At 68.3% G+C, this 25,141-nt stretch carries 29 protein-coding genes; 20 read left to right on the plus strand and 9 right to left on the minus strand.

Translation table 11 applies throughout. From position 1 onward, the window contains the following. Positions 1-4 precede the first annotated feature (4 nt). A complete protein-coding gene (locus ACGFIF_RS24700; RefSeq protein WP_393157586.1) occupies positions 5-607 on the minus strand; it encodes a cadmium resistance transporter in 603 nt (200 codons plus the stop codon). A gap of 139 nt (positions 608-746) precedes the next feature. Here ACGFIF_RS24700 and ACGFIF_RS24705 point away from each other — a divergent pair, with 139 nt between their 5' ends. Genes ACGFIF_RS24705 through cobF form a run of 6 tightly spaced genes read left to right on the plus strand, consistent with a single transcriptional unit; the run spans position 747 to position 4,984 of the window. Beyond that, complete coding sequence (locus ACGFIF_RS24705) at positions 747-980, plus strand: hypothetical protein (RefSeq protein WP_132213771.1); 234 nt, start codon at positions 747-749, stop codon at positions 978-980. An 11-nt stretch (positions 981-991) separates the two neighbouring features. Beyond that, complete coding sequence (gene frdA, locus ACGFIF_RS24710) at positions 992-2,734, plus strand: fumarate reductase (quinol) flavoprotein subunit (RefSeq protein WP_393157588.1); 1,743 nt, start codon at positions 992-994, stop codon at positions 2,732-2,734. 2 nt (positions 2,735-2,736) lie between these two features. Next, positions 2,737-3,480 carry a succinate dehydrogenase/fumarate reductase iron-sulfur subunit gene (locus ACGFIF_RS24715; protein WP_393157590.1) on the plus strand — a complete coding sequence of 248 codons (744 nt, stop codon included), beginning with the start codon at positions 2,737-2,739 and terminating at the stop codon, positions 3,478-3,480. Beyond that, a complete protein-coding gene (locus tag ACGFIF_RS24720; RefSeq protein WP_393157591.1) occupies positions 3,477-3,857 on the plus strand; it encodes a fumarate reductase subunit C in 381 nt (126 codons plus the stop codon). The genes ACGFIF_RS24715 and ACGFIF_RS24720 overlap by 4 nt, the downstream gene beginning before the upstream one ends. After that, positions 3,854-4,210: a fumarate reductase subunit FrdD gene (frdD, locus tag ACGFIF_RS24725; protein WP_393157592.1), complete on the plus strand. Its 357-nt coding sequence runs from the start codon at positions 3,854-3,856 to the stop codon at positions 4,208-4,210. The genes ACGFIF_RS24720 and frdD overlap by 4 nt, the downstream gene beginning before the upstream one ends. Positions 4,211-4,225: 15 nt before the next feature. Continuing rightward, complete coding sequence (gene cobF / locus ACGFIF_RS24730; protein WP_393157594.1) at positions 4,226-4,984, plus strand: precorrin-6A synthase (deacetylating); 759 nt, start codon at positions 4,226-4,228, stop codon at positions 4,982-4,984. A 136-nt stretch (positions 4,985-5,120) separates the two neighbouring features. Here cobF and ACGFIF_RS24735 read toward each other — a convergent pair whose 3' ends face one another. Then, positions 5,121-6,557, minus strand: coding sequence for an MFS transporter (locus tag ACGFIF_RS24735; RefSeq protein ID WP_393157596.1), 1,437 nt, complete (start codon positions 6,555-6,557; stop codon positions 5,121-5,123). Positions 6,558-6,654: 97 nt separating this feature from the next. Continuing rightward, positions 6,655-7,137, minus strand: a complete 483-nt coding sequence (locus ACGFIF_RS24740; protein WP_393157598.1) for a MarR family winged helix-turn-helix transcriptional regulator — start codon at positions 7,135-7,137, stop codon at positions 6,655-6,657. 246 nt (positions 7,138-7,383) lie between these two features. On the opposite strand from ACGFIF_RS24740, the gene ACGFIF_RS24745 reads away from it, so the two are divergent. The 8 genes from ACGFIF_RS24745 (at position 7,384) to ACGFIF_RS24780 (ending at position 14,612) form a co-directional block, all read left to right on the plus strand. Further along, complete coding sequence (locus ACGFIF_RS24745) at positions 7,384-8,502, plus strand: MFS transporter (protein ID WP_393157599.1); 1,119 nt, start codon at positions 7,384-7,386, stop codon at positions 8,500-8,502. Between the two features lie 10 nt (positions 8,503-8,512). Continuing rightward, positions 8,513-9,652, plus strand: a complete 1,140-nt coding sequence (cobG, locus tag ACGFIF_RS24750) for a precorrin-3B synthase (RefSeq protein ID WP_393157601.1) — start codon at positions 8,513-8,515, stop codon at positions 9,650-9,652. After that, the gene (locus ACGFIF_RS24755) at positions 9,649-10,284 is read left to right on the plus strand and encodes a precorrin-8X methylmutase (protein WP_393157602.1); all 636 of its coding nucleotides are present in this window, start codon (positions 9,649-9,651) and stop codon (positions 10,282-10,284) included. The genes cobG and ACGFIF_RS24755 overlap by 4 nt, the downstream gene beginning before the upstream one ends. Next, positions 10,281-11,807 carry a precorrin-2 C(20)-methyltransferase gene (locus ACGFIF_RS24760; protein ID WP_393157603.1) on the plus strand — a complete coding sequence of 509 codons (1,527 nt, stop codon included), beginning with the start codon at positions 10,281-10,283 and terminating at the stop codon, positions 11,805-11,807. The genes ACGFIF_RS24755 and ACGFIF_RS24760 overlap by 4 nt, the downstream gene beginning before the upstream one ends. 76 nt (positions 11,808-11,883) lie before the next feature. After that, positions 11,884-12,600: a hypothetical protein gene (locus tag ACGFIF_RS24765; protein ID WP_393157604.1), complete on the plus strand. Its 717-nt coding sequence runs from the start codon at positions 11,884-11,886 to the stop codon at positions 12,598-12,600. A gap of 83 nt (positions 12,601-12,683) precedes the next feature. Further along, positions 12,684-13,328, plus strand: coding sequence for a hypothetical protein (locus ACGFIF_RS24770; protein WP_393157606.1), 645 nt, complete (start codon positions 12,684-12,686; stop codon positions 13,326-13,328). A gap of 89 nt (positions 13,329-13,417) precedes the next feature. Then, entirely contained in the window at positions 13,418-14,119 is a 702-nt protein-coding gene (locus ACGFIF_RS24775; protein ID WP_393157608.1) for an SDR family NAD(P)-dependent oxidoreductase, read from the plus strand. A 10-nt stretch (positions 14,120-14,129) separates the two neighbouring features. Next, positions 14,130-14,612: a 2,4'-dihydroxyacetophenone dioxygenase family protein gene (locus ACGFIF_RS24780; RefSeq protein ID WP_393157610.1), complete on the plus strand. Its 483-nt coding sequence runs from the start codon at positions 14,130-14,132 to the stop codon at positions 14,610-14,612. On the opposite strand, the gene ACGFIF_RS24785 is transcribed toward ACGFIF_RS24780, so the two are convergent. Next, positions 14,602-15,480 carry a LysR family transcriptional regulator gene (locus ACGFIF_RS24785; protein WP_393157611.1) on the minus strand — a complete coding sequence of 293 codons (879 nt, stop codon included), beginning with the start codon at positions 15,478-15,480 and terminating at the stop codon, positions 14,602-14,604. The genes ACGFIF_RS24780 and ACGFIF_RS24785 overlap by 11 nt on opposite strands. Positions 15,481-15,533: 53 nt before the next feature. Between ACGFIF_RS24785 and ACGFIF_RS24790 the strand changes: the two genes are divergently transcribed. The 3 genes from ACGFIF_RS24790 to ACGFIF_RS24800 all read left to right on the plus strand — a co-directional run bounded on the left by ACGFIF_RS24790 (position 15,534) and on the right by ACGFIF_RS24800 (position 17,793). Next, on the plus strand, positions 15,534-16,583 hold the full coding sequence (locus tag ACGFIF_RS24790; RefSeq protein ID WP_393157613.1) for an FAD-dependent oxidoreductase: 1,050 nt from the start codon (positions 15,534-15,536) through the stop codon (positions 16,581-16,583). Positions 16,584-16,690: 107 nt separating this feature from the next. Further along, the gene (locus tag ACGFIF_RS24795; RefSeq protein ID WP_393157614.1) at positions 16,691-17,275 is read left to right on the plus strand and encodes a helix-turn-helix domain-containing protein; all 585 of its coding nucleotides are present in this window, start codon (positions 16,691-16,693) and stop codon (positions 17,273-17,275) included. After that, on the plus strand, positions 17,272-17,793 hold the full coding sequence (locus tag ACGFIF_RS24800; RefSeq protein ID WP_393157616.1) for a DUF6036 family nucleotidyltransferase: 522 nt from the start codon (positions 17,272-17,274) through the stop codon (positions 17,791-17,793). The genes ACGFIF_RS24795 and ACGFIF_RS24800 overlap by 4 nt, the downstream gene beginning before the upstream one ends. A 41-nt stretch (positions 17,794-17,834) precedes the next feature. Here the strand turns inward: ACGFIF_RS24800 and ACGFIF_RS24805 are convergent, their stop codons facing one another. Both ACGFIF_RS24805 and ACGFIF_RS24810 read right to left on the minus strand, forming a co-directional pair. Then, complete coding sequence (locus ACGFIF_RS24805) at positions 17,835-19,061, minus strand: MFS transporter (RefSeq protein ID WP_393157618.1); 1,227 nt, start codon at positions 19,059-19,061, stop codon at positions 17,835-17,837. 99 nt (positions 19,062-19,160) lie between these two features. Beyond that, positions 19,161-19,709: a dihydrofolate reductase family protein gene (locus ACGFIF_RS24810; RefSeq protein WP_393157620.1), complete on the minus strand. Its 549-nt coding sequence runs from the start codon at positions 19,707-19,709 to the stop codon at positions 19,161-19,163. Between the two features lie 142 nt (positions 19,710-19,851). Between ACGFIF_RS24810 and ACGFIF_RS24815 the strand changes: the two genes are divergently transcribed. Further along, a complete protein-coding gene (locus tag ACGFIF_RS24815; RefSeq protein ID WP_393157622.1) occupies positions 19,852-20,871 on the plus strand; it encodes a GNAT family N-acetyltransferase in 1,020 nt (339 codons plus the stop codon). A gap of 370 nt (positions 20,872-21,241) precedes the next feature. Here ACGFIF_RS24815 and ACGFIF_RS24820 read toward each other — a convergent pair whose 3' ends face one another. Genes ACGFIF_RS24820 through ACGFIF_RS24830 form a run of 3 tightly spaced genes read right to left on the minus strand, consistent with a single transcriptional unit; the run spans position 21,242 to position 23,228 of the window. Beyond that, positions 21,242-22,297 carry a DUF5937 family protein gene (locus ACGFIF_RS24820; RefSeq protein WP_393157624.1) on the minus strand — a complete coding sequence of 352 codons (1,056 nt, stop codon included), beginning with the start codon at positions 22,295-22,297 and terminating at the stop codon, positions 21,242-21,244. An 8-nt stretch (positions 22,298-22,305) separates the two neighbouring features. Further along, complete coding sequence (locus tag ACGFIF_RS24825; protein ID WP_393157625.1) at positions 22,306-22,779, minus strand: GyrI-like domain-containing protein; 474 nt, start codon at positions 22,777-22,779, stop codon at positions 22,306-22,308. 29 nt (positions 22,780-22,808) lie between these two features. Next, entirely contained in the window at positions 22,809-23,228 is a 420-nt protein-coding gene (locus tag ACGFIF_RS24830; protein WP_393157626.1) for a nuclear transport factor 2 family protein, read from the minus strand. 63 nt (positions 23,229-23,291) lie between these two features. Here ACGFIF_RS24830 and ACGFIF_RS24835 point away from each other — a divergent pair, with 63 nt between their 5' ends. Both ACGFIF_RS24835 and ACGFIF_RS24840 read left to right on the plus strand, forming a co-directional pair. Beyond that, complete coding sequence (locus ACGFIF_RS24835; protein WP_393157628.1) at positions 23,292-23,804, plus strand: TetR family transcriptional regulator; 513 nt, start codon at positions 23,292-23,294, stop codon at positions 23,802-23,804. A gap of 35 nt (positions 23,805-23,839) precedes the next feature. Then, a complete protein-coding gene (locus ACGFIF_RS24840; RefSeq protein WP_393157630.1) occupies positions 23,840-25,141 on the plus strand; it encodes a glycoside hydrolase domain-containing protein in 1,302 nt (433 codons plus the stop codon).

A 25,141-nucleotide genomic window follows, 5' to 3' on the forward strand; every position in this document is an offset into this window, starting at 1 on the left:
CGGGTCAGAGGCCGAAGGCGTGGCCTTCGATGAGGATGGTGAGGCCGATGGCGATGAGGACCACCGGCAACACGATGTGGCCCCAGCGGGAGAGGGCTTGGGCGACCAGTGGGCGGGTGGCGAGGTAGCGGCCGGCGGCGCACCAGGCGGCGACGCCGATCAGGAAGACTGCGGTGAAGATGGTGACACCCCCTGTGCCGACGGTGGCGAAGACCGGGACGTAGACGCCGATGTTGTCGCCTCCGTTGGCGAATGTCACCGCGGCGACCTGCCAGACGCTCGGGCCTGACGCCGGCTGGGGTTCTTCGGCTTGGTCGTGCTCGCCGCGCTGCCGCCATGCCTGCCAGCCGGCGCGCACCCCGAGGAGCAAGGGCAGCAGCCCCAGGTACGGGATCACTGATTCGGGCAGGAGGCCGGCGCCCAGCGCGCCGACGATCGAGGCGACGAGGATCGCGATGAAGCCCAGGTACTGGCCGGCCACCACTCGAAGTGCGCCGGCCCGGCCGTCCCGGTGAGCCTGCCCGAAGAACACCGCCAGCACCACGAGGTCATCGACGTTGGTGACGGCGAACATGCCGACCGCCTGCCCCACGACACCCAAGTCCACCCGGCCTTGCTCCCTCACCTCGAACCCCGGACCGGCAACCCTACGGCGTGCGTGAACTGTTGCCGGGGGTGTTGGGAGTAGCGCACTATCGAGGTGTGATGTGAGTCACAAACATCTGGCGGTGGCTGGAGGTGGGCGAATGACCGGGACCAGGACGCATATGACCGCGGAGCGGGCGCCGTGCGGGCGGGTCGGGGACGCGGACCGGAGCCAGGAGGACGACTTCGAGGGCTTCCGGATGGATGACGTGCGCTACGCGTGCGGCTGCCGGCGGATTCGGCACGAGTTTCATGACGGCAGTGTGCGGATCCAGACCGTGCGGCACGACGGCAAGATCCTGATGGACGAGCACAGCGGCGACCACGAAGCCTGAACGGGGCGAAGGTGACCACTTTTCACGACGTCGTGGTGATCGGGGGCGGCGGCGCGGGGTTGCGGGCTGCCATTGCGGTGGCGGAGACCAATCCCGCGTTGCGGGTGGCGGTCGTTTCCAAGGTCTATCCGATGCGCAGCCACACGGTGTCCGCCGAGGGCGGTGCCGCGGCCGTTGCCGCCGACGACGACACACTGGACGAGCACGCGTACGACACGGTCTCCGGCAGCGACTGGTTGTGCGACCAGGACGCAGTCGAGGCGTTCGTGGCCGAGGCGCCGCGCGAACTGCTCCGGCTCGAGCACTGGGGATGCCCGTGGAGCCGGCAGCCGGACGGTCGGATCGCTGTCCGGGCGTTCGGCGGCATGAAGAAGATGCGCACCTGGTTCGCCGCGGACCGGACCGGGTTCCACCTGCTGCACACGCTGTTCCAGACCGCGCTCTCGTACACCGACATCGTCCGGTACGACGAGTGGTACGTGACCAAGATCCTGGAGGACGACGGACGCGCGTACGGCGTGGTCGCGATCGAACTGGCGACCGGGCGGATCGAGACCATCACGGCCAGCGCGGTGATCGTGTGCACCGGTGGATGCGGCCGGGTCTACCCGTTCACCACGAACGCCAACATCAAGACCGGCGACGGGATGGCACTCGCCTACCGGGCCGGCGCGGCGCTCAAGGACATGGAGTTCGTCCAGTACCACCCAACCGGTCTGCCGTTCACCGGCATCCTCATCACCGAGGCGGCTCGGGCGGAAGGCGGCTGGCTGCTCAACAAGGACGGCTACCGCTACCTGCAGGACTACGACCTCGGTACGCCGTCACCGACACCGGTCCTGCGCAGCATGGAACTCGGCCCGCGGGACCGGTTGTCACAGGCGTTCGTGCACGAGATGGACAAGGGGAACACGATCGATACGCCGTACGGGCCGATCGTGAACCTGGACCTGCGGCATCTGGGCGCGAAGCTGATCGACGCGAAATTGCCGTTCGTCCGGGAGCTGTGCTCGAAGTACCAGAACATCGACCCGGTCAAGGAACTCGTGCCGGTCCGCCCGGTCGTGCACTACATGATGGGCGGCATCCACACCGACATCCGCGGCGCGACGTCACTCGACGGTCTGTACGCCGCCGGCGAGGTCGCCTGTGTCAGCATCAACGGCGCGAACCGGCTGGGTTCGAACTCGCTGCCCGAATGCCTGGTCTTCGGCAACCGGGCCGGCCGGGCCGCGGCCGTGTTCGCCGGCCGGTACCGGAACGTCGTACCCAAGGCTGTCGAAGCGCAGGGTCGGGACGAGGTCCGCCGGCTGACCGGGGAACTGTCCCGGCACGCCGACGGGCACGAGCGGATCGCGGACATCCGCACCGAGATGCAGACCACGATGGAGAACGGCGCCGGGATCTATCGCGACCGCGACTCGCTGGCGAAGGCGGCCGACCAGCTCAAGGAGCTGCAACTGCGGTTCGCCCATGCGGCGATCGACGATCACAGCACGAACTTCAACACCGAACTGATCGCACTGCTCGAACTCGGGTTCATGCTGGACGTTGCCGAGAGCATCATCGCTTGCGCCCTGCTCCGGGAGGAGTCGCGCGGAGCACATCAGCGCATCGACTTCCCGGACCGCGACGACGAGCGGTACCTGGCGCATTCGCTGGTACGACGTGAGCCGGACGGAACGAGCCGCATCACGTACCTGCCGGTGACGATCACCCGCTGGCCACCAGGGGAACGGGTCTACGGGAGGTAGGGATGGCAGACGAGATCACCCTCGAGGTCGCGCGCTACCGGCCCGAGCTGGAGTCCGAACCGGTGATGCAGTCCTACCAGGTGCCGCTACGCGAGCACTGGGCCGTTCTCGACGGTCTGTCGTACATCAAGGACCATCTGGACGGCACGTTGTCGTTCCGCTGGTCCTGCCGGATGGGGATCTGCGGCAGCTGCGGGATGACCGTGAACGGCGAGCCGCAGCTCAGTTGTGCGACCTTCCTGACCGACTACGCACCCGGTCCGGTGCGGGTCGAGCCGTTGCGCAACTTCCCGGTGATCCGCGACCTGGTCATCGACATCGACGACTTCATGACCAAGCTGCCGAAGGTCAAGCCATGGCTGATCCGGGAGGTGCACAGCCCGGTCGAGGAAGGCGAGTACCTGCAGACGCCGGAGGAACTGGACGAGTACAAGCAGTTCAGCATGTGCATCAACTGCATGCTCTGCTATTCGGCCTGCCCGGTGTACAGCCTCGAACCGGAGTTCATCGGACCGGCGGCAATCGCGCTGGCCCAGCGGTACAACCTCGACTCGCGGGACGAGGGGGCCGAGGAGCGTCGCGAGGTACTGTCGTCGCCGGAAGGGATCTGGGCCTGCACGTTCGTCGGTGAATGCAGCGCGGCGTGCCCGAAGGGGGTGGACCCGGCGGGTGCGATCCAGCGATACAAGCTGACCGCGGCAACGCAGTCGATCAAGGACCTGCTGATGCCACGGAGTCGGCGATGAGCACCTACCAGCGACCGCTGGCTCTGTTCTGGTGGCTCGAGCGCCGGTCCTACTTGTTGTTCGTACTGCGTGAGCTGAGCAGTGTCTTCGTCGCGTGGTTCGTGGTGTACCTGCTGCTGCTGGTGAAGGCGGTGAGCGACGGCGCGGCGTCGTACCAGGACTTCCTCGACTGGAGCGGTCAGTGGTGGGTCCTCGCGATCAACGTGATCGCGATGCTGTTCATCCTGTTGCACGCGATCACCTGGTTCGGCTTGGCGCCGCGGGCGATGGTGATCAAGGTCCGCGGGCGGCGCCTGCCACCGGCTCAGGTCGTGGCCGCGCACTACCTGGCCTGGTTGGTGCTCTCGGCAATCGTCGCCTGGCTGGTGCTGCGATGAGCGGCCGCCGTCCTGCTCCCGAACCGCTGCTCTGGCTGCTGTTCAGCTCCGGTGGCATGGTCGCCGCGCTGATGATCCCGATCCTGCTGTTCCTGTTCGGCATCGCGTTCCCGCTGGACCTGCTGTCGCCGCCGGATCACTCGCACGTGTTCGCCATATTGCGGAATCCGATCACCCGACTGGTGCTGTTCGGACTGTGCACGCTGGCGCTCTTCCACTGGGCCCACCGCTTCCGCTTCACCCTGTACGACGGGCTGCAACTGAAGCGGTACGCCGTACCGATCGTGGCACTGTGTTACGGCGGCGCAGTGGTCGGAACCGTCATCGCCGCCGTACTCCTGCTGAGGGTCTGACGTAAGGTCTGCCGCATGCGGGAGATCGTGGTGGTTGGGGTCGGAGCGGGCGATCCGGAGCAGGTGACGATGCAGGCCGTGTCGGCGCTGAACCGGGTCGACGTGTTCTTCGTGCTGGACAAGGGCGAGGTCAAGCAGGAACTCGTCGACCTGCGCGAGGAGATCCTGCGCCGGTACGCCAAGGACAAGGACTACCGGGTCGTCGTCGGCCGCGATCCCGAGCGGGACCGGACCACCAGCGCGTACGTCGAGGCCGTCGACGACTGGCGTCGCCGCCGGGCCGACGTGTGCGCGGGCATGATCGCGTCCGAGCTCGGCGAGGACCAGGTGGGTGCGTTCCTGGTCTGGGGTGATCCGTCCCTCTACGACAGCACGCTGGCGATCCTGGACGACATCCTGGCGCGGGGTGAACTGGCGTTCGAGATCGAGGTGATCCCGGGGATCAGCAGCGTGTCGACGCTGGCGGCGCGGCACCGGGTCGGGCTGAACCAGGTCGGCCGACCGATCCAGATCACCACCGGGCGGCGGCTGGCGAAGGCGTGGCCGGAGGACGTGGACGACGTGGTGGTGATGCTCGACGCGCAGACCGCGTTCACCGAGCACCTCGATCAGGACGCCGACATCTACTGGGGCGCGTACCTCGGCACCCCCGACGAGATCCTGATCTCCGGGCCGTTGCGTGAGGTGGCCGGCGAGATCGAGAAGGTCCGCGCCGAGGCCCGCGACCGCAAGGGCTGGATCATGGACACCTATCTGTTGAGAAGGCATACCTAGACCAAAGGTGTAGGCGATCTGGCCGTCGGGTCGAATCGGTGTCCATGCAGTCACGTTCTGGGCAGGTATCAACTGACTCACGGCCGGCAGCAGTGGAGCCCGGTGCCGTCGGCAACGACGGGACCGGGCGCTGCTGTCACTTCTGCGGTGTGCGGAGCAGGGTTGTGGTCAGGACAAGTGCAGCGACCACGAACCCGGCTGCTGCGATGAAGGCGGCGCTGTAGCCGTCGCGGAGAGCCAGTACGCCGTCTGCACCTTCGCTCAGCCGGCTTGTCGTGGTAGACGCGGCCAGTGTCGCCAGTACGGCGGTACCGACGGCCGCACCGGCCTGTTGTGCGGTGTTGTTGAGGCCGGAGGCAAGTCCGGCGTCGCCCGGCTCAGCGCCGGACATGGCCAGCAGGATGGCCGACTGGATACCCACACCGACGCCGATGCCCATCACCGTGAGCACTGGCGCGACGTTGACGACGTACGAGCCATCGACCGGTGCTTGGCTGAGCCAGAGCAGTGCCAGCAGGAACGCGGTGAGTCCGGCCAGCAGCATCGTGCGCCCGCCGAAGCGGACGATCAGCCGCGGTGCGACGAACAGGGACATCACCGCTCCCATCAGCGGCGCCGGGAGGAAGGCCAGACCGGTGGTCAGCGAGTCATAGCCCAGCACTCGCTGCAGGTAGAGCGCAGTCATGAACTGGAAACCGAAGCCGGCTGCGAAGAGCAGGACGACCACGAGGTTGGAAACGCTCACCTGACGGTTACGGAAGATGTGCAAGGAGAGCAGCGGGTTCGTGGCCCGCGCCTGACGGAGTACGAAGCATGCCAGCAAGAGCAGCGAGATCGCCGCGAGGACCAGCGTGCGCGGCAGCTCCGCGTGGGGCTCGGCGGTCTGCACGATGGTGTAGACGCCCAGGGAGAGGCCAGCGGTCACCAGGACGGCGCCGAGGACATCAGCACCCTTGCCGAGACCCAGACCGCGCTCCCCCGTCAGCAGCCGGACTGCGAGCACCAGTGAGACGATACCGATCGGAACGTTGATGAGAAACGCCCAGTGCCAGCCGACCGTCTGGGTGATCACGCCGCCGAGGATGAGGCCGATGGACGCACCGCTGGCTGAGGTGAAGCCGTAGAAGCCCATCGCGCGGGCCTGCTCGCCCGGCGCTGGGAAGAGGGCGACGATCATGCCGAGGATCACCGCGGAGGCCAGTGCGCCGCCGACGCCTTGCAGGAAGCGCCCGGCGATCAGGACCTCCGCACTGGTGGCAACACCGCACAGCAGTGACGCGGCGGTGAACAGGCCCAGGCCGGCGAGGAAGACCCGCTTGCTGCCGATCAGGTCACCGATCCGGCCTGCCAGCAGCAGGAGGCCGGCGAAGGCGATCAGGTAGGAGTTCATCACCCACGCCAGACCGGCCTGCGAGAAGCCGAGGTCGCCTTGAATCGTCGGCAGCGCGACGGTCACCACGGTCCCGTCGAGGATGATCATCAGCTGCATCACGCACAGCACGATCAAGGCTTTGACCCGGTTCGGGGCCGGGTGGTCGGTCGTCGTTGAGGAGGTTGCCGAAGCGGTCGTCATGAAAACGACCATAACAGATAGTTCTGTAGCAGACGATCTTTTGGCGGATCAGCTTGTGCGCTGGCGCGCCCGTCGTACCGGCTGCGCTTTTAGTGGATCAGCTTGTGCGCTGGCGGGCCCGTCGTACCGGCTGCGCCTCGACCGGGGTGGACAGGTGGCCGTCGACCAGCTCCTGGAGTGCGTCGACGAACGGCTTGCGTTGCGCGGCGGCGAGCACCTCGAGGGCCTCGGCGTGCACGCGGTCGACGATCCGCTGGCCTTCCTGAGCGATCGCGGCGCCGGCTTCGGTGACGGCGATGATCCGGGCCCGGCGGTCGGTCGCGGACGGTTTGCGTTCGGCGTACCCGGCCTTCTCGAGCGCGTCGACGGTGACGACCATGGTCGTCTTGTCCAGGTAGGCCAGTTCGGCGATCTGGATCTGGGTCCGCTCCGCCTCGAGCGCGTGCCGCAGGACGCACTGCATCCGCAGCGTCAGCCCGACGTCGGCCAGCGCGGCGGACAGCTGGGTCTCGAGGACATGACCGGCGTGGGTGAGATAACCGGTGAGGTCAGGGACCGTGCGGAGTGGGGTTTTCGCCATACCTCGGAGGATAGCGCGGGATTATCCGGTGGCAGATGATCCCGTGATGGATCATCCTCCGCGGGCGCCGTCGATCGCCGAGCCTCCCACTCGCCTCCGACAAAGGTGGCTGGCGGGAATGCGACGTGGACGGCTGTGGCGGGAAACCGCGAGTTCCCAGGGGCCGCGGCGGGTTGGCTGGTGGGCATGACGGTTGTGGTGGTGCGAGGGCGGAGTGGGGTTCGGGAGTGGTTGGGGGTGGTGGGGATGACGTTGGGGATCTTTTCGATTGTTACTGCGGAGATGTTGCCGGTCGGGTTGCTCGGGCCGATGGGGAGCAGTTTCGGGTTGTCGGCGGGGCGGACCGGGTGGTTGATGACGATGCCGGGCCTGGTGGCTGCTGTTGCGGCGCCGGTGGTGACCGTGGTGACGGCGCGGCTCGATCGGCGGGTGATGTTGTGCGTGTTGATGGCACTGCTGGCGGCAGCCGACTTTCTGGCGGCGGCCGCGACGGTCTATTGGCTGGAGTTGGTGTCGCGAGTGCTGGTCGGGATGGTGATCGGCGGGTTCTGGTCGATCGGCGCCGGGCTCGCCGGGAGGTTGGTGGCGGAGCGATCCGCGGTGCGAGCGACCGCAGTCATCTTCTCGGCGGTGCCGTTGGGGTCGGTGCTCGGCGTACCAGCGGGGACCTTCCTCGGTGAGCTCGCAGGCTGGCGCGCGTCGTTCGTCGTACTCGGTGTGCTGACGCTGGCCGTGCTGGGCGGGTTGTATGCCTTCGTGCCGCGGCTGCCTCCGCTGCAGGTCACGCGTCCAGCGGTACTGCGGGACGCGTTACGCCGGCGGGAGACCGCACTGGCGCTGGTACTCACCTGTCTGATCGTGACCGCCCACTTCGGCACGTACACCTACATCACGACCTTCCTGAGAGAGTTCATGCAGCCGGAGCTGATCAGTGGATTGCTGCTGGTGTACGGCGTGGCCGGCCTGGTCGGCAACCTCGTCGCCGGGGTCACCGCCGGACGACACCTGCGAGCAACGTTCCTGACCTGCGCAGGCCTCATCGCCGCCGCCACACTCCTGTTGCCATTCGTAGGACGCAGTACGACGGGAGCACTGCTGCTCCTCGTGGTGTGGGGTCTCGGGTACGGCGGTGTGCCGGTGTGCTCGATGAGCTGGTTCGCCCGGGCCGTCCCGCACGCACGGGAGGCAGCCACGGTGCTGTTCACGTCCTCCTTCCAAGCCACGCTGTCCGTCGGCGCGCTGCTCGGCGGGCTGGTCGTCGACGCGTGGTCTGTGTCGGTGGCGATGGTGTGTGGCGGCGTGTGCGCGCTGCTGATGGCCGGAGTACTGCTGTGGTCCAGAGCACAGCACGAGCCGGGCACGTAGCATCTCGGCTGTGGCGAGGACTCAGACGGACCGGTGCCCCGGCGTACTGGCGGTGCACCAGGCGGCCGACGGAGGCCTGGCCCGCGTACGCGTCCCGGGCGGAGTGCTGACGGCCGATCAGCTCGAAGTACTGCGGATCGCCGCCCAGCAGCTCGGTAACGGCCGGCTGGAGCTCACCTCGCGAGGAAACGTGCAGGTCAGAGGACTGTCGGCGGACGGGCCGCGGGAGCTGTCGGAGCGGCTGTACGACGCCGGACTGCTGCCCTCGATCACGCACGAGCGGGTGCGGAACATCCTGGCGTCACCGCTGTCAGGACTGGACCTCGAGAGCCGGTACGACGTACTGCCGGTGGCTGCTGCGGTGGACCGGGCGTTGTGCTCGCGTCCGGGGCTTGCGGAGCTGCCGGGGCGGTTCTTGTTCGCGCTGGACGACGGGCGCGGGGATCTGCGCGGCGTGCAAGCGGATGTCTTGGTCCGGGCGGTGGACGAGCGCGAAGCGGTCCTGAGCCTGGGTGGGCTCGGAGTGCGCGTGGGCTGGGGCGAGGCGGCTGAGGCGATGGTCGCCGCATCGGAGTCGTTCCTGGTGGAGCGTACGGCGCAGGGGTCGCAGGCCTGGCGGGTCGCGGAGTTGGACGACGGAGCGAGCCGGATCCTCGACAGACTAGGACTGGACCGCACCGGAGCGGACCAGGGTGAAACATCCGCTCTGGTGCCTGGGGTGCATGCACAGGTTGACGGGAAGTGTGCGCTGGTGGTGACCGTGCCGCTGGGGAGTCTTGGCCCTGAACAAGCCGACGCACTCCAGCAGGTCTCCGCAGGGCAGGTCCGGATCACGCCGTGGCGGTCCGTCGTACTGCCGGGGCTGTCAGGGGACCCGAGTGAGCGGCTGGACGAGGTTGGGTTGGTCACAAAGGCCGACTCGCCCTGGAACGGTGTGACAGCGTGTGCTGGTCAGCCCGGGTGCGCGAAGGCGCTGGCGGATGTCCGGGCGGACGCGCGGCGGGTGACGCCGAAGTTGCCCCGGCACGGACGGCCGATGCACTGGTCCGGGTGTGACCGGCGGTGCGGCAAGCCGGCCGGCGAGTTCGTCGACGTGCTTGCTATCGGCAACGGCTACGTGATCGACGGTGAGCGGATGGGACTGCAGTGAACCACGAGTATGTGAAGGACGGGGCCGAGATCTACCGGCAGTCGTTCGCGACGATCCGGACTGAGGCAGCGGCAGGGCTCAGCAGCCTCCCGGCTGACGTCGCGCGGGTCGCCGTACGGATGATCCACGCTTGCGGCATGACCGACCTGGTCGCGGACATCCGCAACTCGCCCAACGTGGTCAAGAACGCGCGGGCCGCACTGCAGGACGGCGCACCGATCCTGTGTGACGCCCAGATGGTGGCGGCCGGCATCACCCGGAAGCGCCTTCCCGCGGACAACCAGGTCATCTGTACCTTGCAGGACCCACGAACCGTCCAGCTGGCGGAGAGCCTGCAGACCACCCGCAGCGCCGCCGCCGTCGCCCTCTGGCACGACCACCTGGAAGGCTCGGTTGTTGCTATCGGCAACGCTCCGACCACGCTGTTCCGGCTGCTCGACCTGATCGCCGAAGGTGCGCCGCGACCGGCCGCGATCCTCGGCATCCCGGTCGGGTTCATCGGCGCGGCCGAGTCCAAGGACGCGCTGGCGGCGAACGGCCTCGGCCTGGAGTACCTCATCGTCAAGGGCCGCCGGGGCGGCAGCGCGATCACCGCGGCCGCCGTCAACGCGATCGCGAGTGAGGCAGAGTGACGGGACAGCTGTGGGGTGTCGGGCTCGGCCCGGGCGACCCCGAACTCGTGACGGTGAAGGCGGCCCGGCTGATCGGCGCGGCGGACGTGATCGCGTTCCACAGTGCGCGGCACGGCCGCAGCATCGCCCGGTCGGTCGCGGCGCCGTACCTGCGTGAGGGGCAGCTCGAGGAACACCTCGTCTACCCGCTGACCACCGAGACGACCGACCACCCCGGTGGCTATCAGGGTGCGATGGACGACTTCTACACCGACTGCGCTGCCCGGCTCGCGGCGCATCTCGATGCCGGCCGCGACGTCGTCGTACTGGCGGAAGGGGATCCGCTGTTCTACGGGTCCTACATGCACATGCACAAGCGGCTGGCCGACCGGTACCCGTGTGAGGTGGTTCCCGGGGTCACGTCGGTGAGCGCGGCGGCCGCCGTCCTCGGACGGCCGTTGTGTGAGCGGGACGAGATCCTCACCGTGTTGCCCGGCACGCTGCCGCCCGACGTACTGGCAGATCGCCTGCGCAACACCGACGCAGCAGCCGTGATGAAGCTCGGGCGGACGTTCGCCAACGTGCGAGAGGCGTTCGAGCTCGCCGGCCGGGCAGACGAGGCCTGGTACGTCGAACGCGCCACCACCGAGGCCCAGCGCACCGCTCCCCTGGCTGACGTGGACCCGGACGAGGTGCCGTACTTCTCCCTTGCTCTGCTCCCCAGCCCGATCAACAACACGTTCTCCGCGCCGACGACCAGGACCGAGGCGGAGGGCTCGGTGACCGTCGTGGGCCTCGGACCGGCCGGACCGGAGTGGATGACGCCTGAGGTGCGTGCGGCGATCGCAGGTGCCGACGACCTGATCGGCTACGGCCCGTACGTCGACCGGCTGCCGGACCGGGCTCGGCAGCGCAAGCACGGCTCGGACAACCGGGTCGAGTCCGAGCGGGCCGCCTTCGCCCTGGACCTCGCGCGCAAGGGCTCCAAGGTGGTTGTGGTCTCGTCCGGTGACCCGGGGGTCTTCGCGATGGCCAGTGCGGTCACGGAGGTCGCGTCCGAGCCTGAGTACGCCGACATCGCCGTACGCGTGCTGCCCGGCATGACCGCCGCCCAGGCCGTCGCCAGCCGGGTGGGAGCACCACTCGGGCACGACTACTGTGTCCTGTCGCTGTCGGACCGGCTCAAGCCGTGGGACGTGATTGCCCAGCGGCTGTCCGCGGCCGCCGCGGCGGACCTGGCGATCGCGATCTACAACCCCGCCTCGAAGTCCCGCACCTGGCAGGTTGCTGCCACCCGCGACCTGCTCCTCGAACACCGTTCGCCGAGTACGCCGGTCATCGTCGGCCGCGACGTGGGCGGTCAAGAGGAAGCGATCACCGTCACAACGCTCGCCGCACTGGACCCGGAGGCGGTTGACATGCGCTGCCTCCTGGTGATCGGGTCGTCGCAGACCCGCACCGTGCCCCGCCCGGCCGGACCTCTGGTCTTCACTCCCCGCCGATACCCGGCGACAGGGAGTGACTTTGCGCCAGAGGCCGGTTAAATCCACCGTCCGGCTGTGTCAGACGCAGCCCGGGCGGGTAGGGACCGCGCGGAGCTGATCAGTGAGGAGAAGCGGAATGGTCCAGCAGTACGGCGACACCGCCACCGCGACGCAGCCTGTCACCGCCACGATGCAGGTGCCTGACGACGCCGACGCGACCACCACCAAGAGGTACGAGGAGGCACGGGCGGCGGCGCACCGGGCGATGAGCAACGTCACGATCATTCCGGACCAGCCGCCGGCCTTGTTACAGCCCGAGCCGGCCGTCGATCCGGAACTGCTGTCCTACCGGGGCTTCAAGTTCGGAGCGGCGTTCTTCGGCTGGCTGATCGCGATCGCCATGTCGGTGCTGCTCACGCTGGCCGTCTCCGCGGCGGCCTTCGGTACGGCGGAGATCCTCGACTACACCCGGGCCGACGCCGAGGCTCAGCCTGGTGCCGCGGGCATCACCGCCGCGACAGTCGGCGTACTCGTGCTGACGCTGGCCTTCTACGCCGGTGGGTACGTCGCCGGACGGCTCGCGCGGTTCGACGGTGGGCGGAACGGGTTCGGGGTGTGGATGTTCGCGTTCCTGTTCTCCGTGCTGGCCGCAGGCGCCGGTGCGCTGCTGAACAACCAGTACGACCTGCTCGACGAGGTGAACCGGCCGGACGTGTCGCTGTCGACCGACACGGTCACCACCGGCGGCATCATCGCCGCTGCCGCACTGGTCGTGCTGACACTCATGTTCGCGATCATCGGCGGCAAGGCGGGCCGGCGCTACCACGACAAGATCGACCGCCTGCTCGACTAGGCGTTACCGCCTCGCCACGCATAGCCAGCGTTCCGACGGGTACCGGAGGAGCGACACGGGGCTGTCTGGCGAGGAGAACTGACATGGTCCAGCAGTATCGGGACGACACGGACACACAGCTTGATGGCAGAACGGTCGTAGCCGAGCCTGACGACACCACCACGCGGCCGCTGCACCGGGCCCGGGTCAAGACGTCGGCCGCCGACGAGGTGGACCCGGCGTACCGCGGGTTCAAGGGCGGTGCCGCGTTCTTCGGCTGGCTGGTCGCGGTCGGGCTGATCGCACTGCTCAGCGGGATCGTCGGCGCGGTCGCGGCAGCGGTCGACTACGCACTGACGATCGACTGGAACGCGGCCGAGGCGGAGGCCGGAACGATCGGTATCGTCTCCGGCGCGGTGCTGCTGCTCATCCTGGCGATCGCCTACTACAACGGCGGGTACGTCGCCGGCCGGCTGGCCCGCTTCGACGGTGGGCGACAGGGCTTCGGCGTCTGGCTGATCGGCGTACTGGTGACTCTGGCCGTTGCGGCGATCGCTGCGCTGGCCGGCTCGCAGTACGACGTACTGAACCGGGTGGACCTGCCGTCCGTCCCGTTCACCGATGAGACGCTCACCGCCGGCGGGATGATCGCGATCGGCGCGGCCGTGCTGGTGACGCTCTTCGCGTCGGTCATCGGTGGCAAGGCGGGACAGCGCTACCACCGCCGCATCGACACCAGTGGTGACTGACCCTCAGTGGAACCCGGACGGCGGATGACCCCTATCCGCCGTCCGGGTCTTCGTTGTGCCGGGCGCGCGGCCGGTGCAGGATGCCGGACATGGCTCGGACCGCACTCGTCATCGGAGGTACGAGCGGTATCGGCGCGGCCACCGCGCTCCGCCTCGCCGCCGACGGCGCGACCGTGATCGCGGCCGGGCTGAACACGTCGGCCGCCTCCCCCGAGCTGCGGCGGTCCGCCCGGTTGCACGAGCTCGACCTGCGCGACCCGCAGGCCCTGGAAGACCTGATCGGATCTCTCGAGGGGCTCGACGTACTGGTGAACGCGGCCGGCATCATCCGGCGCGGCGACGAGCACCGTCCCGAGGTGTTCCGGGAGGTCGTCGAGATCAACCTCACCGGCGCGATGCGGGCGGCCGAGGCGGCCCACGACCTGCTCGCGGCCGGCCGCGGCTGCATCGTCAACGTCGCCTCGATGCTGAGCTACTTCGGCGGTCCACTCGTTCCGGCGTACAGCGCCAGCAAGGGCGGCATCGTCCAGCTCACCAAGTCCCTCGCGGTCGCCTGGGCGGCCGAAGGGATCCGGGTGAACGCGGTCGCCCCCGGCTGGATCACCACCGAACTCACCTCCGCGCTGCAAGCCGATCCGGTCGCCGCCGACCGGATCCTCACCCGTACGCCGATGGCCCGTTGGGGTACGCCGGAAGAGGTCGCCGGCGCGATCGCGTTCCTGACCGGCCCCGACGCGGCATTCGTCACCGGCGCCGTCCTGCCCGTGGACGGCGGCTACCAGAGCATGTGAAGGAGCTCCGATGATCCCGGTTTCAGCAGGTGTTCCCGCGGAGATCGCCGTACCGGCGGTGCCCGAGGACGACCGGTTGTGGGTCCAGCAGGCGCCCGACGTGTGGTTCCGGCCGCTGATGCTGAACACGATCACCGGGCAGTGGTGCAACCTGCTCAAGGTGACCCGGTCCGGCATCGTGTCGCGGCACCGGCACCCGAGCGCGGTATTCGGCTACGTGATCAAGGGCAAATGGCAGTACGACGAACACGACTGGGTCGCGGAGACCGGGTCGTTCGTGTACGAGCCGCCGGGCGAGATCCACACGTTGCGGGTGCCGGAGGACTGCACCGAGATGATCACGTTCTTCAACATCTCCGGGGCGATGATCTACGTCGACGACGACGGCAACCAGATCGGGTACGAGGACACGTTCACCAAGATCCAGCTGTGCCGCGACCACTACGGGTCCAACGGCCTCGGTGCTGACTACGTCGATCAGTTCATCCGGTGATCGCCTTGATCACCTCGACGACCTGATCGAGTGCCGGTGAACGGTGCCCTTGCCGCCTGAACAGGGCGACGTGGCGCTCGACGCCGGCGTTGCCGATCGGGACGAGCCGTACGCCGGTGAGGTTCGCGGTGGTGACCGCGAGTTCGTTGGTGACACCGACGCCGAGGCCGTGCCGGACCAGCGACAGCAGGGTCTGCGGCTGGTTGGTGCGGAAGACCGAGTCGGGATTCAGGCCGGCTGACGCGAACGCCAGGTGTGATTCGAACTGACGTGGGCCGGAGCTCTCGCCGATCGAGATGAGTGGCAGCTCGGCCAACTGCTCGAGGGTGACTGTGTCCGCTGCGGCCAGCGGGTGTGATTCGGCGAACACCGCGACGAGTGGCTCTCGCCAGAGCACCTCGTGCGTCAGGGACTCGTCGGCGACGAGTGGGTGGACCGGGCGGATCGCCAGGTCGATGTCACCGCGGAGCAGCGCGCTTTCCAGGTCGATGCTCGGCCCTTCGACCAGGTGCAGCGTGATGTTCTTCGGCAATCGGCGTACGACCTGGGGAAAGAGGTGGGCCGCGGCGCTCGGGTAGGCGCCGAAGCGGACCTCTCCCCCTGCGCTCGACAGGTCGCGCAGCCGGTTGAGGATGTCCTCGGCGTGCGGCAGCAACGCCCGGCCTTCCGGGGTGAGCCGGGCCGGATGGGCGGTGCGGTCGAACAGTTGCACGCCGAGGGCGCGTTCGAGGTCGGCCACGTGTTCGCTGATCCGGGACTGACCGCGGAAGACGGCCTTTCCGGCCGCGGAGAACCCGCCGTACCGGGCGACGGCGACGAAGCTGACGATCCAGTCCATCCGGTAGCCGTACGCCGCGGTCAGGTCCATGCGGGTCACGCTAGCCCGGGAAGAGCCTGCGGGGTCTGAATGTTGCCTTGAGTGTGAAGGTCATTGTGATCGGTGCGGGGCAGGCGGGGCTGTCGGCTGCCTACCACCTGGTGCGGCTGGGATTCACGCCGTACGACGAGGTCGTCGTACTGGACCGGAATCCGGCGCCGGGTGGGGCGTGGCAGCACCGGTGGGACTCGCTGACCATGCACGACGTGCACGGGATCGCGAACCTGCCGGGCGTGCCGGTGCCGTCGAGTGCCGGTGCGGAACGGGCGAACGTCTTCGTGCCGGCGTACTTCGCGGACTACGAGCAGCGGTTCTCGCTGCCTGTCGTACGGCCCGTGGAGGTGACGAGCGTGCGGCGGGTGGACGGGTTGTTCGAGGTGCGGACCTCTGGTGAGACGTACTTCTCCGAGGCGATCGTGAACGCGACCGGGACGTGGAATCGGCCGTTCATTCCTTGGTATCCGGGGATCGAGACGTTCGGTGGGCGGCAGTTGCATACGGCGGACTATCGAGGTGCTGAGGAGTTCGCGGGTCAGCACGTGCTGGTGGTCGGTGGGGGTGCGTCGGCGGTGCAGTTGCTCGCGGAGATCTCCGAGGTCGCGTCCACGACCTGGGTGACGCGGCGACCGCCGGAGTGGCGGACGGGCGAGGATTTCAATCCGGAGTACGGGCGTCGCGTTGTCGCGAAGGTCGAGGAGCGGGTGCGGGCCGGGCTGCCGCCGCGGAGCGTGGTGAGCGTGACCGGGTTGCACCTGCGCGAGCAGGAGCAGGGCGCGCTCCGGCGCGGGGTGTACGAGCGCCAGCCGATGTTCTCCCGGATCACGCCCGAGGGCGTCGAATGGTCCGACGGCCGGGCGCTGTCCGTCGACGCGATCCTGTGGGCCACCGGCTTCCGCGCCGACCTCGCCCACCTCGCGCCCCTTCACCTGCGCGAACGGTCCGGCGGCATCCGCATGGACGGCACCCACACCGCCCTCGACCCTCGCATCCACCTGATCGGCTACGGCCCCTCAGCCAGCACCATCGGCGCCAACCGAGCCGGCTTCACCGCCGCCCGCGACCTACGAGACGTCCTCCACGAGGCCGCCGCCTGAGCTCTCTCCCCCGCCCCACCTGCGCGTGCTCGACGCACGACGTACCGGCGCTTCGATTGAACTTGTGCAGCGTTGCCGCCACCAACTGTTGCATATATGCTACAGAGGTGAGTGCGAGTGAACTGGTTCGACAGGCTCGGTTGCGTGCCGGGCTGTCTCGTAGTGCACTCGCGGCCCGAGCAGGCGTTCCGACCTCGACCGTCTCGCGGATCGAGGCTGGATCGAGCGACCCGACGTTGACAATGCTGTCGCGACTGATCGCGGCCAGTGGACTCGACCTGTCCGTCACGTTGTCCGAGCGCTCCCTTCCCCGGGCAGTCGCCATCGAGGATCTCGTCGAGGCGTTCACCCCCGATGCGAAGATTCGCAAGGTCGACTGGACTCGGCTGCGAGGTTTCCTCGATCAACTCACCGACCACCCAGAACTGACCGCCGCCGCCATCGAGTCCCCGCCACCTCGAACCGGCGACGCGCCGTTCGACGCATTGCTCGCCGGCATCGCAGAGAAACTTGCCGACGACGCCGGCATCCCGCGACCCCGCTGGACCCGGTCTGTCCCGCCCTCGCCCACCCCCTGGGATTCACCCGGCACACCCGCACGCATCAAGCGAGCACGGGCCCAGAGCCCCACGCAACTCGCCGCACGCAACATCTGGCTCGCGGCTCACGACCTCTGGCGTGACGCGGCATGAGCCAGTCCGGTCCACCGGGCTCGTCGCCGATCGCCCTCAACAAGGCCGAGATCCTCGCCCACATCAACGAAGTAGCCGAAGAGCTCGCAGCAAGAAACCTCGTCTGCTCGTTGGTTGTTGTCGGCGGCTCCTATATGGCCCTGCACGATCTGCGCGAGTCGACCGCGGACGTCGATTCCCTGACCAAACTCTCCGAGGCGCTGAAGGCCGTCGTGCGCCGCGTTGGCGACCGACACGGTCTGCGGGCCACCTGGCTGAATGACTCGGCGGCGATGTTCGCCCCGGCCGGCCTCGACCTCGACGCGTGCGAAGTGTTGTACCAGCACAGTCACCTGACTGTGCTTTGTCCGCCACCTGATCAGGTGTTCTTGATGAAACTGCTGGCCGGTCGCGCGCCAGATCATGACGACATGACGGTGCTCTGGCCGAGGTGCGGGTTCACCGACGCGCAGGCAGCAGTGGTCGCCTACTACGCGGCCTATCCGTTCGAGGAACACGACCCACACCTGGTCGACTAAGTCCAGCAGATCGCCGATCAGTCCTGATCGGTCAGTTCAACTCACGCGGCGGGTACCTCTTCGGGCTTCTGTTGGATGCCGGACCATCGCTGGTGCCGGCGGACGGCGATGGGGATGGAGGTGCCGGCTGTCAGGAAGATGAGGGCGGTGAGCAACCAGCCGGGCCAGCCCCAGCCGACGGCGATGGTGGTGAGGATGAGTGGGGCGACCATGTCGCCGACCTGGCGGCCCATGGCGTAGGCGCCTTGGTATTGGCCTTGGGCGCCGGATGGGGCCAGTTCGAAGCTGATCCCCCAGCCGCCGGCGGATTGAAGCATTTCGCCGATCACGTGGACGAGGGCGGCGACGACCAGCAGGCCGATGGTGATCGCGCCTGAGGTGACGTCGGTGAGGGCGAGGACCGCGCACGCCACGGCCAGGAGGAGGCCGGCTCGGCGGCCGGCTCGTGCTGCTCCGGCTAGGCGTTCGGTGCCGCGGGCTACGCGGATCTGCAGGAGGACGACGGCGACGGAGTTCAGCACCATCAGGACCGCGATGAGCCAACGCGGTGCGTCAGTCGCGGTTGCCACCCAGAGCGGTATGGCGACCTGCGCCATCGCGGCGTGCATGCTCAGTACGCCGTCCAGCGCGACGAAGGCGAGGAACGGACGGTCCCGCAGGGCGGCCAGTGCGGACGGACCGGTTGCCGCTGACACTCGTTCCACTTCCGGCATCCCGAACCGGACCAGCCCGGCAGTGACCAGGTACGTCGCCGCGTTCGCAAGCAATGCGATCACGTAGACCTCCCGCCGGTCGACCGCCAGCACGATCCCGGCCAGGCCCATCCCGACAGCCATCCCGACGTTGGTCGCAACACGCAGGATCGCCCGGGTCCGGACCCGCTGATCGGCCGGCGAAACCCCCGCGATCAGTGCGCCCTTGGCACCACGCTGCCCGGAGTCCGCGACCGCGGTCACGGCGGCGATCACGACGTACACGGGGAACGAACGGACCTGGGTCAGAGCGGTCATGGTGATCGCTTGCAGGATGAGGAAACCGACGTACGCGCGGTTGGGCCCGAGGCTGTCGGCGACGGTACCGAGCGGGGTGCTGGTCAGCAGGCCGACGAGACCCGCCACGGTGAGGCCGACACCGACCTGGCCGACGGACAGCCCGGCGGCTCTCGTCAGGTAGAGGGCACCGATCGCGAAGTACAGGCCGTTGCCGAGGGTGTTGACCAGCGTGGCGAAGACGAGGCGTCGTACGGCAGGCGGAAGGGATGCAGTCACAGCTGTCCACTCAACAGCCCATCAGCTGTCCCGCCGGTTGGATTGACGGAGTCCGTCAGCGCATCACCAGGTCCGCCAGGACTGTGTAGGCCCCGGTGACTACCTTCTCGGCTCGTACCGCATCGCCACTGCCCCCGAGCCGAACTCCAGCCGGCTCACGAGCTGCAAGTCGACATGCTTCGACAGCCCCGCGAACAACGTCGGCCCGTGGCCCGCCAGCCTGGGATGCACCACGAACTCGTACTCATCGATCAATCCCAGCTCCGCCAACGCCAGTGCGAGCTTCACCCCCGCCACCAACAGTCCCTTGCCCGGCTCCCGCTTGAGCTGCTGAACGGCCTCGCCCAGTTCCCCGCGCACGAGTTCCGCGTTCCAATCGACCTGATCCAAGGTGCTCGACACGACGTACTTCTTTGCCGCGTTGATCGCCTGGGCGAAGGGTTCCATCCAGTCAGGTCTCGCTCCCGGCGCCGCCGGTGGCCGCCACGCAGCCTCCATCATTTCGTAAATCACCCGGCCACAGAGAAGCGCATCGGCCCGGGCAAGGTTCTCGGCCGCGGCACGATGCACGTCTTCGGCCAAGGGGATTGCCCGATGATCGCAGCACCCGTCCACGGTGACGTTGATGGAATACCGAAGGGGTCGCATCTCATCACTCCCTTGTCCCCGCCTCTCACCCCTACTACGAACGCCTCGCGCGGGATTCGACAGCCTTCCAACAGAAAGTCTCACTGGCCCTCCGCCGGTAATTCAATTGCTGATCGGCCACGCCCGCCGGACGATGCCGGGCATGACCATCACGCAGCTCGATCCGGCCGACTCCGTGGCGATCGGCCAGTGGTACGACGTGAGGGTCGCGGTCACCCGCCACGACCTGCCCGACTTCCCCACACCCAGCCGACAGGAACACTCGGCCCGGTTCGAGCACCCGTTGCCGACAGTGACCGAAGAGGCGCTGCTGGCCTGGGACGGCGACCGGTTGGTCGGTGCCGCGTCCTACCGGCTGCCCCAGACGGAGAACCTGAGCATGGTCTATCTGGCGCTGATCGTGCACCCGCAGTACCGGCGCCGCGGCATCGGCACCAGGCTGCTGGAGGAGGTCTACGCGGCCGCCCGACGGCACCGCCGGAGCCTGATCGAGATCGAGACGGTTCGCGCACTGCCCGGCGGCGTTGCCCGCGACGAGGCCGGCTATCGCTACCTCACCAACCGCGCTCACCAGCCCGGCCTGTCCAGCATCAGGTCCCGGTGCCAGATCGCCGACGGTTCGGGGGGCGACGAGGCGACGGTCGCCGAGGCGTGGACCCACGCGGACGGGTACTCGCTGGTGCAGTGGCGCGACACGGCACCCGGAGAGATCGTCGGGGATGTCGCCGCGCTGCAGAGCCGGCTCATGCTCGACGCCCCCAGCGGTGACCTTGCGGTCGAGCAGCAGGTGTACGACGCCGCCCGGGTCCGCGGCCAGGAGGCGACCGAACTGGCTTGCGGCTACCGCTCCTACTCGACGGCGGCCCGGCACGACGCGACCGGCCAGATCGTCGCCCGCACCAAGCTGTCGTTCGAGGCGAACGACGACACTCACGCGCGGCAGCGCGTCACGATCGTCGAGCCCGCCCATCGAGGCCGTCGTCTCGGTCTGATCGTGAAGTCGGCCAACCATAAGTACGCACGGGCACAGGAGCCGGGGCTGCGTGTCATTGATGCGTGGAACGCCGAGGAGAACACGCATATGCGGGCGGTGAATGAGAAGCTCGGCTTCCAGCCGGTGGACGGGTGGTCGGTCTTCCAGCTGCCGGTGCCGGCGAAGTAGCCGCACCCGGCGAGGCGGACTCCCAGCCAGAGATCTGAGGTCGACAAGGTCAGCTCACAAACCGGCCACAAGGTTTCGACCGAGCGGCGACGAAGGAGCCGCGCACGAGGGTGGGTGGGGCTGCCGGCGGAGTACCCGACTTCGGAGCGCGCGAAGCAGGCTGCGAGGGCTCCCCCAGCTCAACTTCCGAGCCTTCACCGTGGACGGCGACAAACTGTCCGGCGGCGACCTGATCACACCGGCCCGTGACCACCTGCGGTCGACCCGCGAGCAGCGCGAGCGCACCCAGCGAGCAGCGCGAGCGCAAAAGGGCGGGCGGGGCTGCCGGCGAAGCACTCATTAGGAGCGCGCGGAGCAGGCTGCGAGGGCTTCAGCGCATGACCAGATCCAGCAGGTCCGTGCCGAGGTTGCGGAGGGCGGTCTCGTCCAGGCGGTACGCGACGAAACGGCCTTGGCGTTCGGCGGTGACGAGGCCGGCTCGGGTGAGGGCTCGGAGGTGGCGGGTGACCTGGGTGGGGTGGAGGCCCCAGAGGGCGGCGATCTCGCCTGCGGTGCGGGGTTCGCTGGCGACGGCTCGGCAGACCTGGAGGCGGTCGGGGGCGGCCAATGCTTCCAGGCGGCTGCGGACCTGTTGGGCGGTCGGTACGGCGGTGCCGCGGCCGCCCGCCGGGTAGATGACGGTGAGGGGCTCACCGGGGATCTCGCCGAGGAAGAGGTGCGGTGCGATGTAGTTGCTGGGGACAAGGAGTAGTGACCGCTCGGACAGGTCGACGCGCTTGTTCTGCACCTTCTGGACCAGCACGCTGTCCTTGTCGCGTACGTCGACAGAGCTGTCCAGCGATCGCAGCATCACGGACACACCGTCCCGCAAGGCCAGGTCCCGGTCCTGGCGACCACGTGCCGCGAGGGCGTCCCGCGACTCCTCCCACACCTCCCGGAACCATTGCTCCCAGCACGCGTCCAGCAGGTCGACGAAGCGTCGTACCGGCTCGGCCGGGTCGGTCAGCAACGCCTCGACCAGGTCAGCCACGGCACGGCCTCGGCTGCGGGCCCAGTGGAGTACTGCGTCCGCGTCGGTGGTCCTGCTACTCAGTGGGCGACCACGCAGCGGCCGGACCAGCTCTGCAGCCAGGTCCTCCGGCGTACGAGCCCGCAGTGTCTCCAACTCGTCGTGCCACGTCGGCATGCCTGTCGCCGTACTGGTCGCGAAGAAGCGTGCCCTGACGGCTCGCACCGTCCAGGTCCACTGGGACAGCTCTTCCCGGAGTACGGCGGGGAGTCGTACGGCGGCTGCCCATTCGGTGCGGTCGTGGTGACGCGGCTCGGCCAGCACGTGCAGCGCGCAGCCGAGCTCGATCAGGGGTGAGGCGACATGGCGGATCCGCTCAGGGTCGAGCCGGCTCACGCCTGCGAGAACGGTCGGCACAGAGCCGCTCAGTCCTTCAGCTTGAACTCGAGGTCGGTCTCCCAGTCGTTCATGTCGGGCACCTCGCGCGGGTCGGACTTGTAGATCTCCAACCGGGCCGTCCAGTGGTCGCCGCGGGCATCCCACTCCAGGCCCTGCTCGGTCGCCCAGGCGAGTAGGTCGCGGGTGGCGCCGAGCAGGCCGTCCGGGTGACCGTGGTGGGTCACCGTCGCGTAGCGGCCGGCCGGGAGTACGCCGGTGACGATCTCCCCCTCGCCGTGGTGCAGGTCGTCGACCGGGAACCCGATCTCCATGACCAGACCGGACTCCATGTCCACCACGTCGTACTTGAAGAACGGCGCGTCGTTCGGCGCGATCTCGTGCGCGGCGAGCCACGACACCACCTCGCCCATCCTGTCGGCGAACGCCGCGATCCCGTCCATCGCGACCTTCGCCCGCAACGCGACATACGGCCGCTCGGACCGCTCCACAATCTCCGGCATCCGACACCCTCCCGACTCGACGCTCCCCCTCAACCTAACGCCTGCCGGATGGCGAACGTGTCCTGGTACTCGCGCCAGCCGGCGATCTTCCCATCCCGCACCCGCAGTACGCCGATGAAGCGCGCAGCGGCCCGTTGTCCGGTCGTGGTGATCACCCCGCCGAGCTCGTACTCGATCACGGCGACCTCCGGATCCAGCGTCTCGTGCACCGCCAGCTTGGTGAAGCGGTCGAACCTCGCCGGAAACCCGGCCCGGCTGGGCTCGGCGAACGCGAGCCACTCCGCCCGGCCGTCCCACCGCAGCGGCCCGCCCGGCGCGAACGGCACCTCCATCACCACGTCCTCGGCCAGCAGGTCGTCCATCGCCGCCGGGTCCCCGAGCCAGCCCTGTCCCATCCGATCGATCACCGAGTGCAGGTCCGACATCGCCGCCTCCAGAAAGTGAGTCACCACTCAGGTTCCGCCGACTATAGTGAGTGGCCACTCAGCTTTCAACGAGAGAGGCCTCCCGACTTGCGGACGGACGCGCAGCGGAACCGTACGGCGATCCTCGCCGCCGCGGCCGAGACGTTCGCCGAGCACGGCCCGAAGGCGACGACCGAACAGGTCGCGATCCGGGCCGGGGTCGCGGTCGGCACGGTGTTCCGGCACTTCCCGACGAAGGGCGCGCTGCTGGTCGCGATCATGAAGGAATCGCTGCAGCGCCTGACCGAACTGGCCGCCGAGTCGACGCTGTTCGGCTTCATCAGCGCGGTCGTCGACGAGGCCGTCCGGACCAGGACCGTCGTGACGGCGCCGGCCGGCCAGGACCCCGATGTCGGCGACGCGTTGCGGGGATTGACCGACGAGATCAGTCGGCTGCTCAAGCAGGCGAAGGCGGCCGGCGAGGTGCGTTCCGCCGTACGTGTGGACGAAGTGATGGCGTTGATGACCGCAGCCGCTCAGGCCGCACAGCAGGGCGGCTGGCCGGTAGACCTGCGGCGACGCACGCTCGCGATTATCTTCAGAGGTCTGGCGCCCGAATAGCTCCCTGGAGTCTACTGAGGTTGGGGGTGATCGTGATGCTTCGCGTCAAATTCATCACGGCGTTGGGGGCGGCCGTCGCCGTACTGATGCTCGGTCTGTCGGTGCCCGCTTCGGCTGAGCCGACCACACCGCTCACCTATCCGGCCGGAGCCACGGCGACGCGGTTCACCGGGCTCGCCTTCGACACGTGCACCGCGCCGACGGTCGCACAGATGACGGCCTGGAAAGCCTCGCCGTACAAGGCGATCGGCATCTACATCGGCGGAGTGAACCGCAGTTGCGCGCAGCCGCAACTGACGCCCAGTTGGGTCAGCAGCGTGACGCGGATGGGCTGGCGGCTGATCCCGATCTACCTGGGATTCCAGGCACCGTGCACGTTCCGGACCAACGCAGTGAAGATGACGGTGCCCTCAGCCACCTTCCAGGGAACTCTCCTGGCCGGGTACGCAGCCAGAGATGCCCGCGCGCTCAATCTGCTGCCCGGCAGTGCGATCTACGCCGACATGGAGCATTACGACGCGGCCGACGCGACCTGCAAGACGACGGTACTGCGGTTCTTGTCGGCCTGGACCAAGGAACTGCACCGGCTCGGCTTCCTGTCCGGGGTGTACGCCCACCAGAACTCAGGAGCGCCGCACCTCGCGTCGGCCTACAACTCCTCGTCGTACGCCCGACCGGACGCACTGTGGATCGCACGGTGGGACGGCAACAGCTCGCTCACCGGTTGGCCGACCGTGCCGAACACCTTCTGGGCGGTGGGCCAGCGCGGGAAGCAGTACCTCGGCGACCACAACGAGACGCACGGCGGCGTGACACTCAACATCGACAGCGACCGCTTCGACGCACCGGTGGCCAGCGTTTGGTACACATACACCGCCAGAACGACGATCCACTCCTACAGCGGACCGTCGACGGCCTACCCGGTCAGATCGACCATCGCCGCGAACGCCGGCGTCCGGATCGTGTGCCAGACCTTCGGCCCGAAGATCGGCACCACCACCGTCTGGAACAAGCTGATCGACGGCACCTACGTCACCGACTACTACATCAGGACACCGAGCAAGCCCGGCTACTCCGCGCCCATCCCCGGCTGCAGCAACCCGTTCCAGACAACGATCAACAACCTGAGCAGGCGGCACGGCCCAGGTACGGCGTACGCCGCGTACCCGAGCCCGTTGCCGATCGGGTCGCTGGCGTGGGTGACCTGCCAGCGGGCCGGTTCGAGGGTCGGTACGACGTCGGTGTGGGACCGCCTGAGCGACGGCAGCTGGGTCACCGACTACTACGTCGCCACCACGAGCAACACCACCTACACCGCGCCGATCCGGCGTTGTTGA

It is taken from the genome of Kribbella sp. NPDC049174 (assembly GCF_043197365.1).
In the GTDB taxonomy this organism is placed as follows: Bacteria; Actinomycetota; Actinomycetes; order Propionibacteriales; family Kribbellaceae; genus Kribbella.

What these genes read in the sequence shown, in the direction of transcription:
- ACGFIF_RS24765 (WP_393157604.1), top strand. Translation starts at nt 11,884, where the DNA reads ATGGTCCAGCAGTACGGCGACACCGCCACCGCGACGCAGCCTGTCACC.
- ACGFIF_RS24770 (WP_393157606.1), top strand. Translation starts at nt 12,684, where the DNA reads ATGGTCCAGCAGTATCGGGACGACACGGACACACAGCTTGATGGCAGA.
- cobF (WP_393157594.1), top strand. Translation starts at nt 4,226, where the DNA reads ATGCGGGAGATCGTGGTGGTTGGGGTCGGAGCGGGCGATCCGGAGCAG.
- ACGFIF_RS24780 (WP_393157610.1), top strand. Translation starts at nt 14,130, where the DNA reads ATGATCCCGGTTTCAGCAGGTGTTCCCGCGGAGATCGCCGTACCGGCG.
- ACGFIF_RS24825 (WP_393157625.1), bottom strand. Translation starts at nt 22,779, where the DNA reads ATGCCGGAGATTGTGGAGCGGTCCGAGCGGCCGTATGTCGCGTTGCGG.
- ACGFIF_RS24800 (WP_393157616.1), top strand. Translation starts at nt 17,272, where the DNA reads ATGAGCCAGTCCGGTCCACCGGGCTCGTCGCCGATCGCCCTCAACAAG.
- ACGFIF_RS24740 (WP_393157598.1), bottom strand. Translation starts at nt 7,137, where the DNA reads ATGGCGAAAACCCCACTCCGCACGGTCCCTGACCTCACCGGTTATCTC.
- ACGFIF_RS24735 (WP_393157596.1), bottom strand. Translation starts at nt 6,557, where the DNA reads ATGACGACCGCTTCGGCAACCTCCTCAACGACGACCGACCACCCGGCC.
- ACGFIF_RS24720 (WP_393157591.1), top strand. Translation starts at nt 3,477, where the DNA reads ATGAGCACCTACCAGCGACCGCTGGCTCTGTTCTGGTGGCTCGAGCGC.
- ACGFIF_RS24775 (WP_393157608.1), top strand. Translation starts at nt 13,418, where the DNA reads ATGGCTCGGACCGCACTCGTCATCGGAGGTACGAGCGGTATCGGCGCG.
- ACGFIF_RS24715 (WP_393157590.1), top strand. Translation starts at nt 2,737, where the DNA reads ATGGCAGACGAGATCACCCTCGAGGTCGCGCGCTACCGGCCCGAGCTG.
- ACGFIF_RS24815 (WP_393157622.1), top strand. Translation starts at nt 19,852, where the DNA reads ATGACCATCACGCAGCTCGATCCGGCCGACTCCGTGGCGATCGGCCAG.
- ACGFIF_RS24840 (WP_393157630.1), top strand. Translation starts at nt 23,840, where the DNA reads ATGCTTCGCGTCAAATTCATCACGGCGTTGGGGGCGGCCGTCGCCGTA.
- ACGFIF_RS24705 (WP_132213771.1), top strand. Translation starts at nt 747, where the DNA reads ATGACCGGGACCAGGACGCATATGACCGCGGAGCGGGCGCCGTGCGGG.
- ACGFIF_RS24745 (WP_393157599.1), top strand. Translation starts at nt 7,384, where the DNA reads ATGACGTTGGGGATCTTTTCGATTGTTACTGCGGAGATGTTGCCGGTC.
- ACGFIF_RS24785 (WP_393157611.1), bottom strand. Translation starts at nt 15,480, where the DNA reads ATGGACCTGACCGCGGCGTACGGCTACCGGATGGACTGGATCGTCAGC.
- ACGFIF_RS24810 (WP_393157620.1), bottom strand. Translation starts at nt 19,709, where the DNA reads ATGCGACCCCTTCGGTATTCCATCAACGTCACCGTGGACGGGTGCTGC.
- frdD (WP_393157592.1), top strand. Translation starts at nt 3,854, where the DNA reads ATGAGCGGCCGCCGTCCTGCTCCCGAACCGCTGCTCTGGCTGCTGTTC.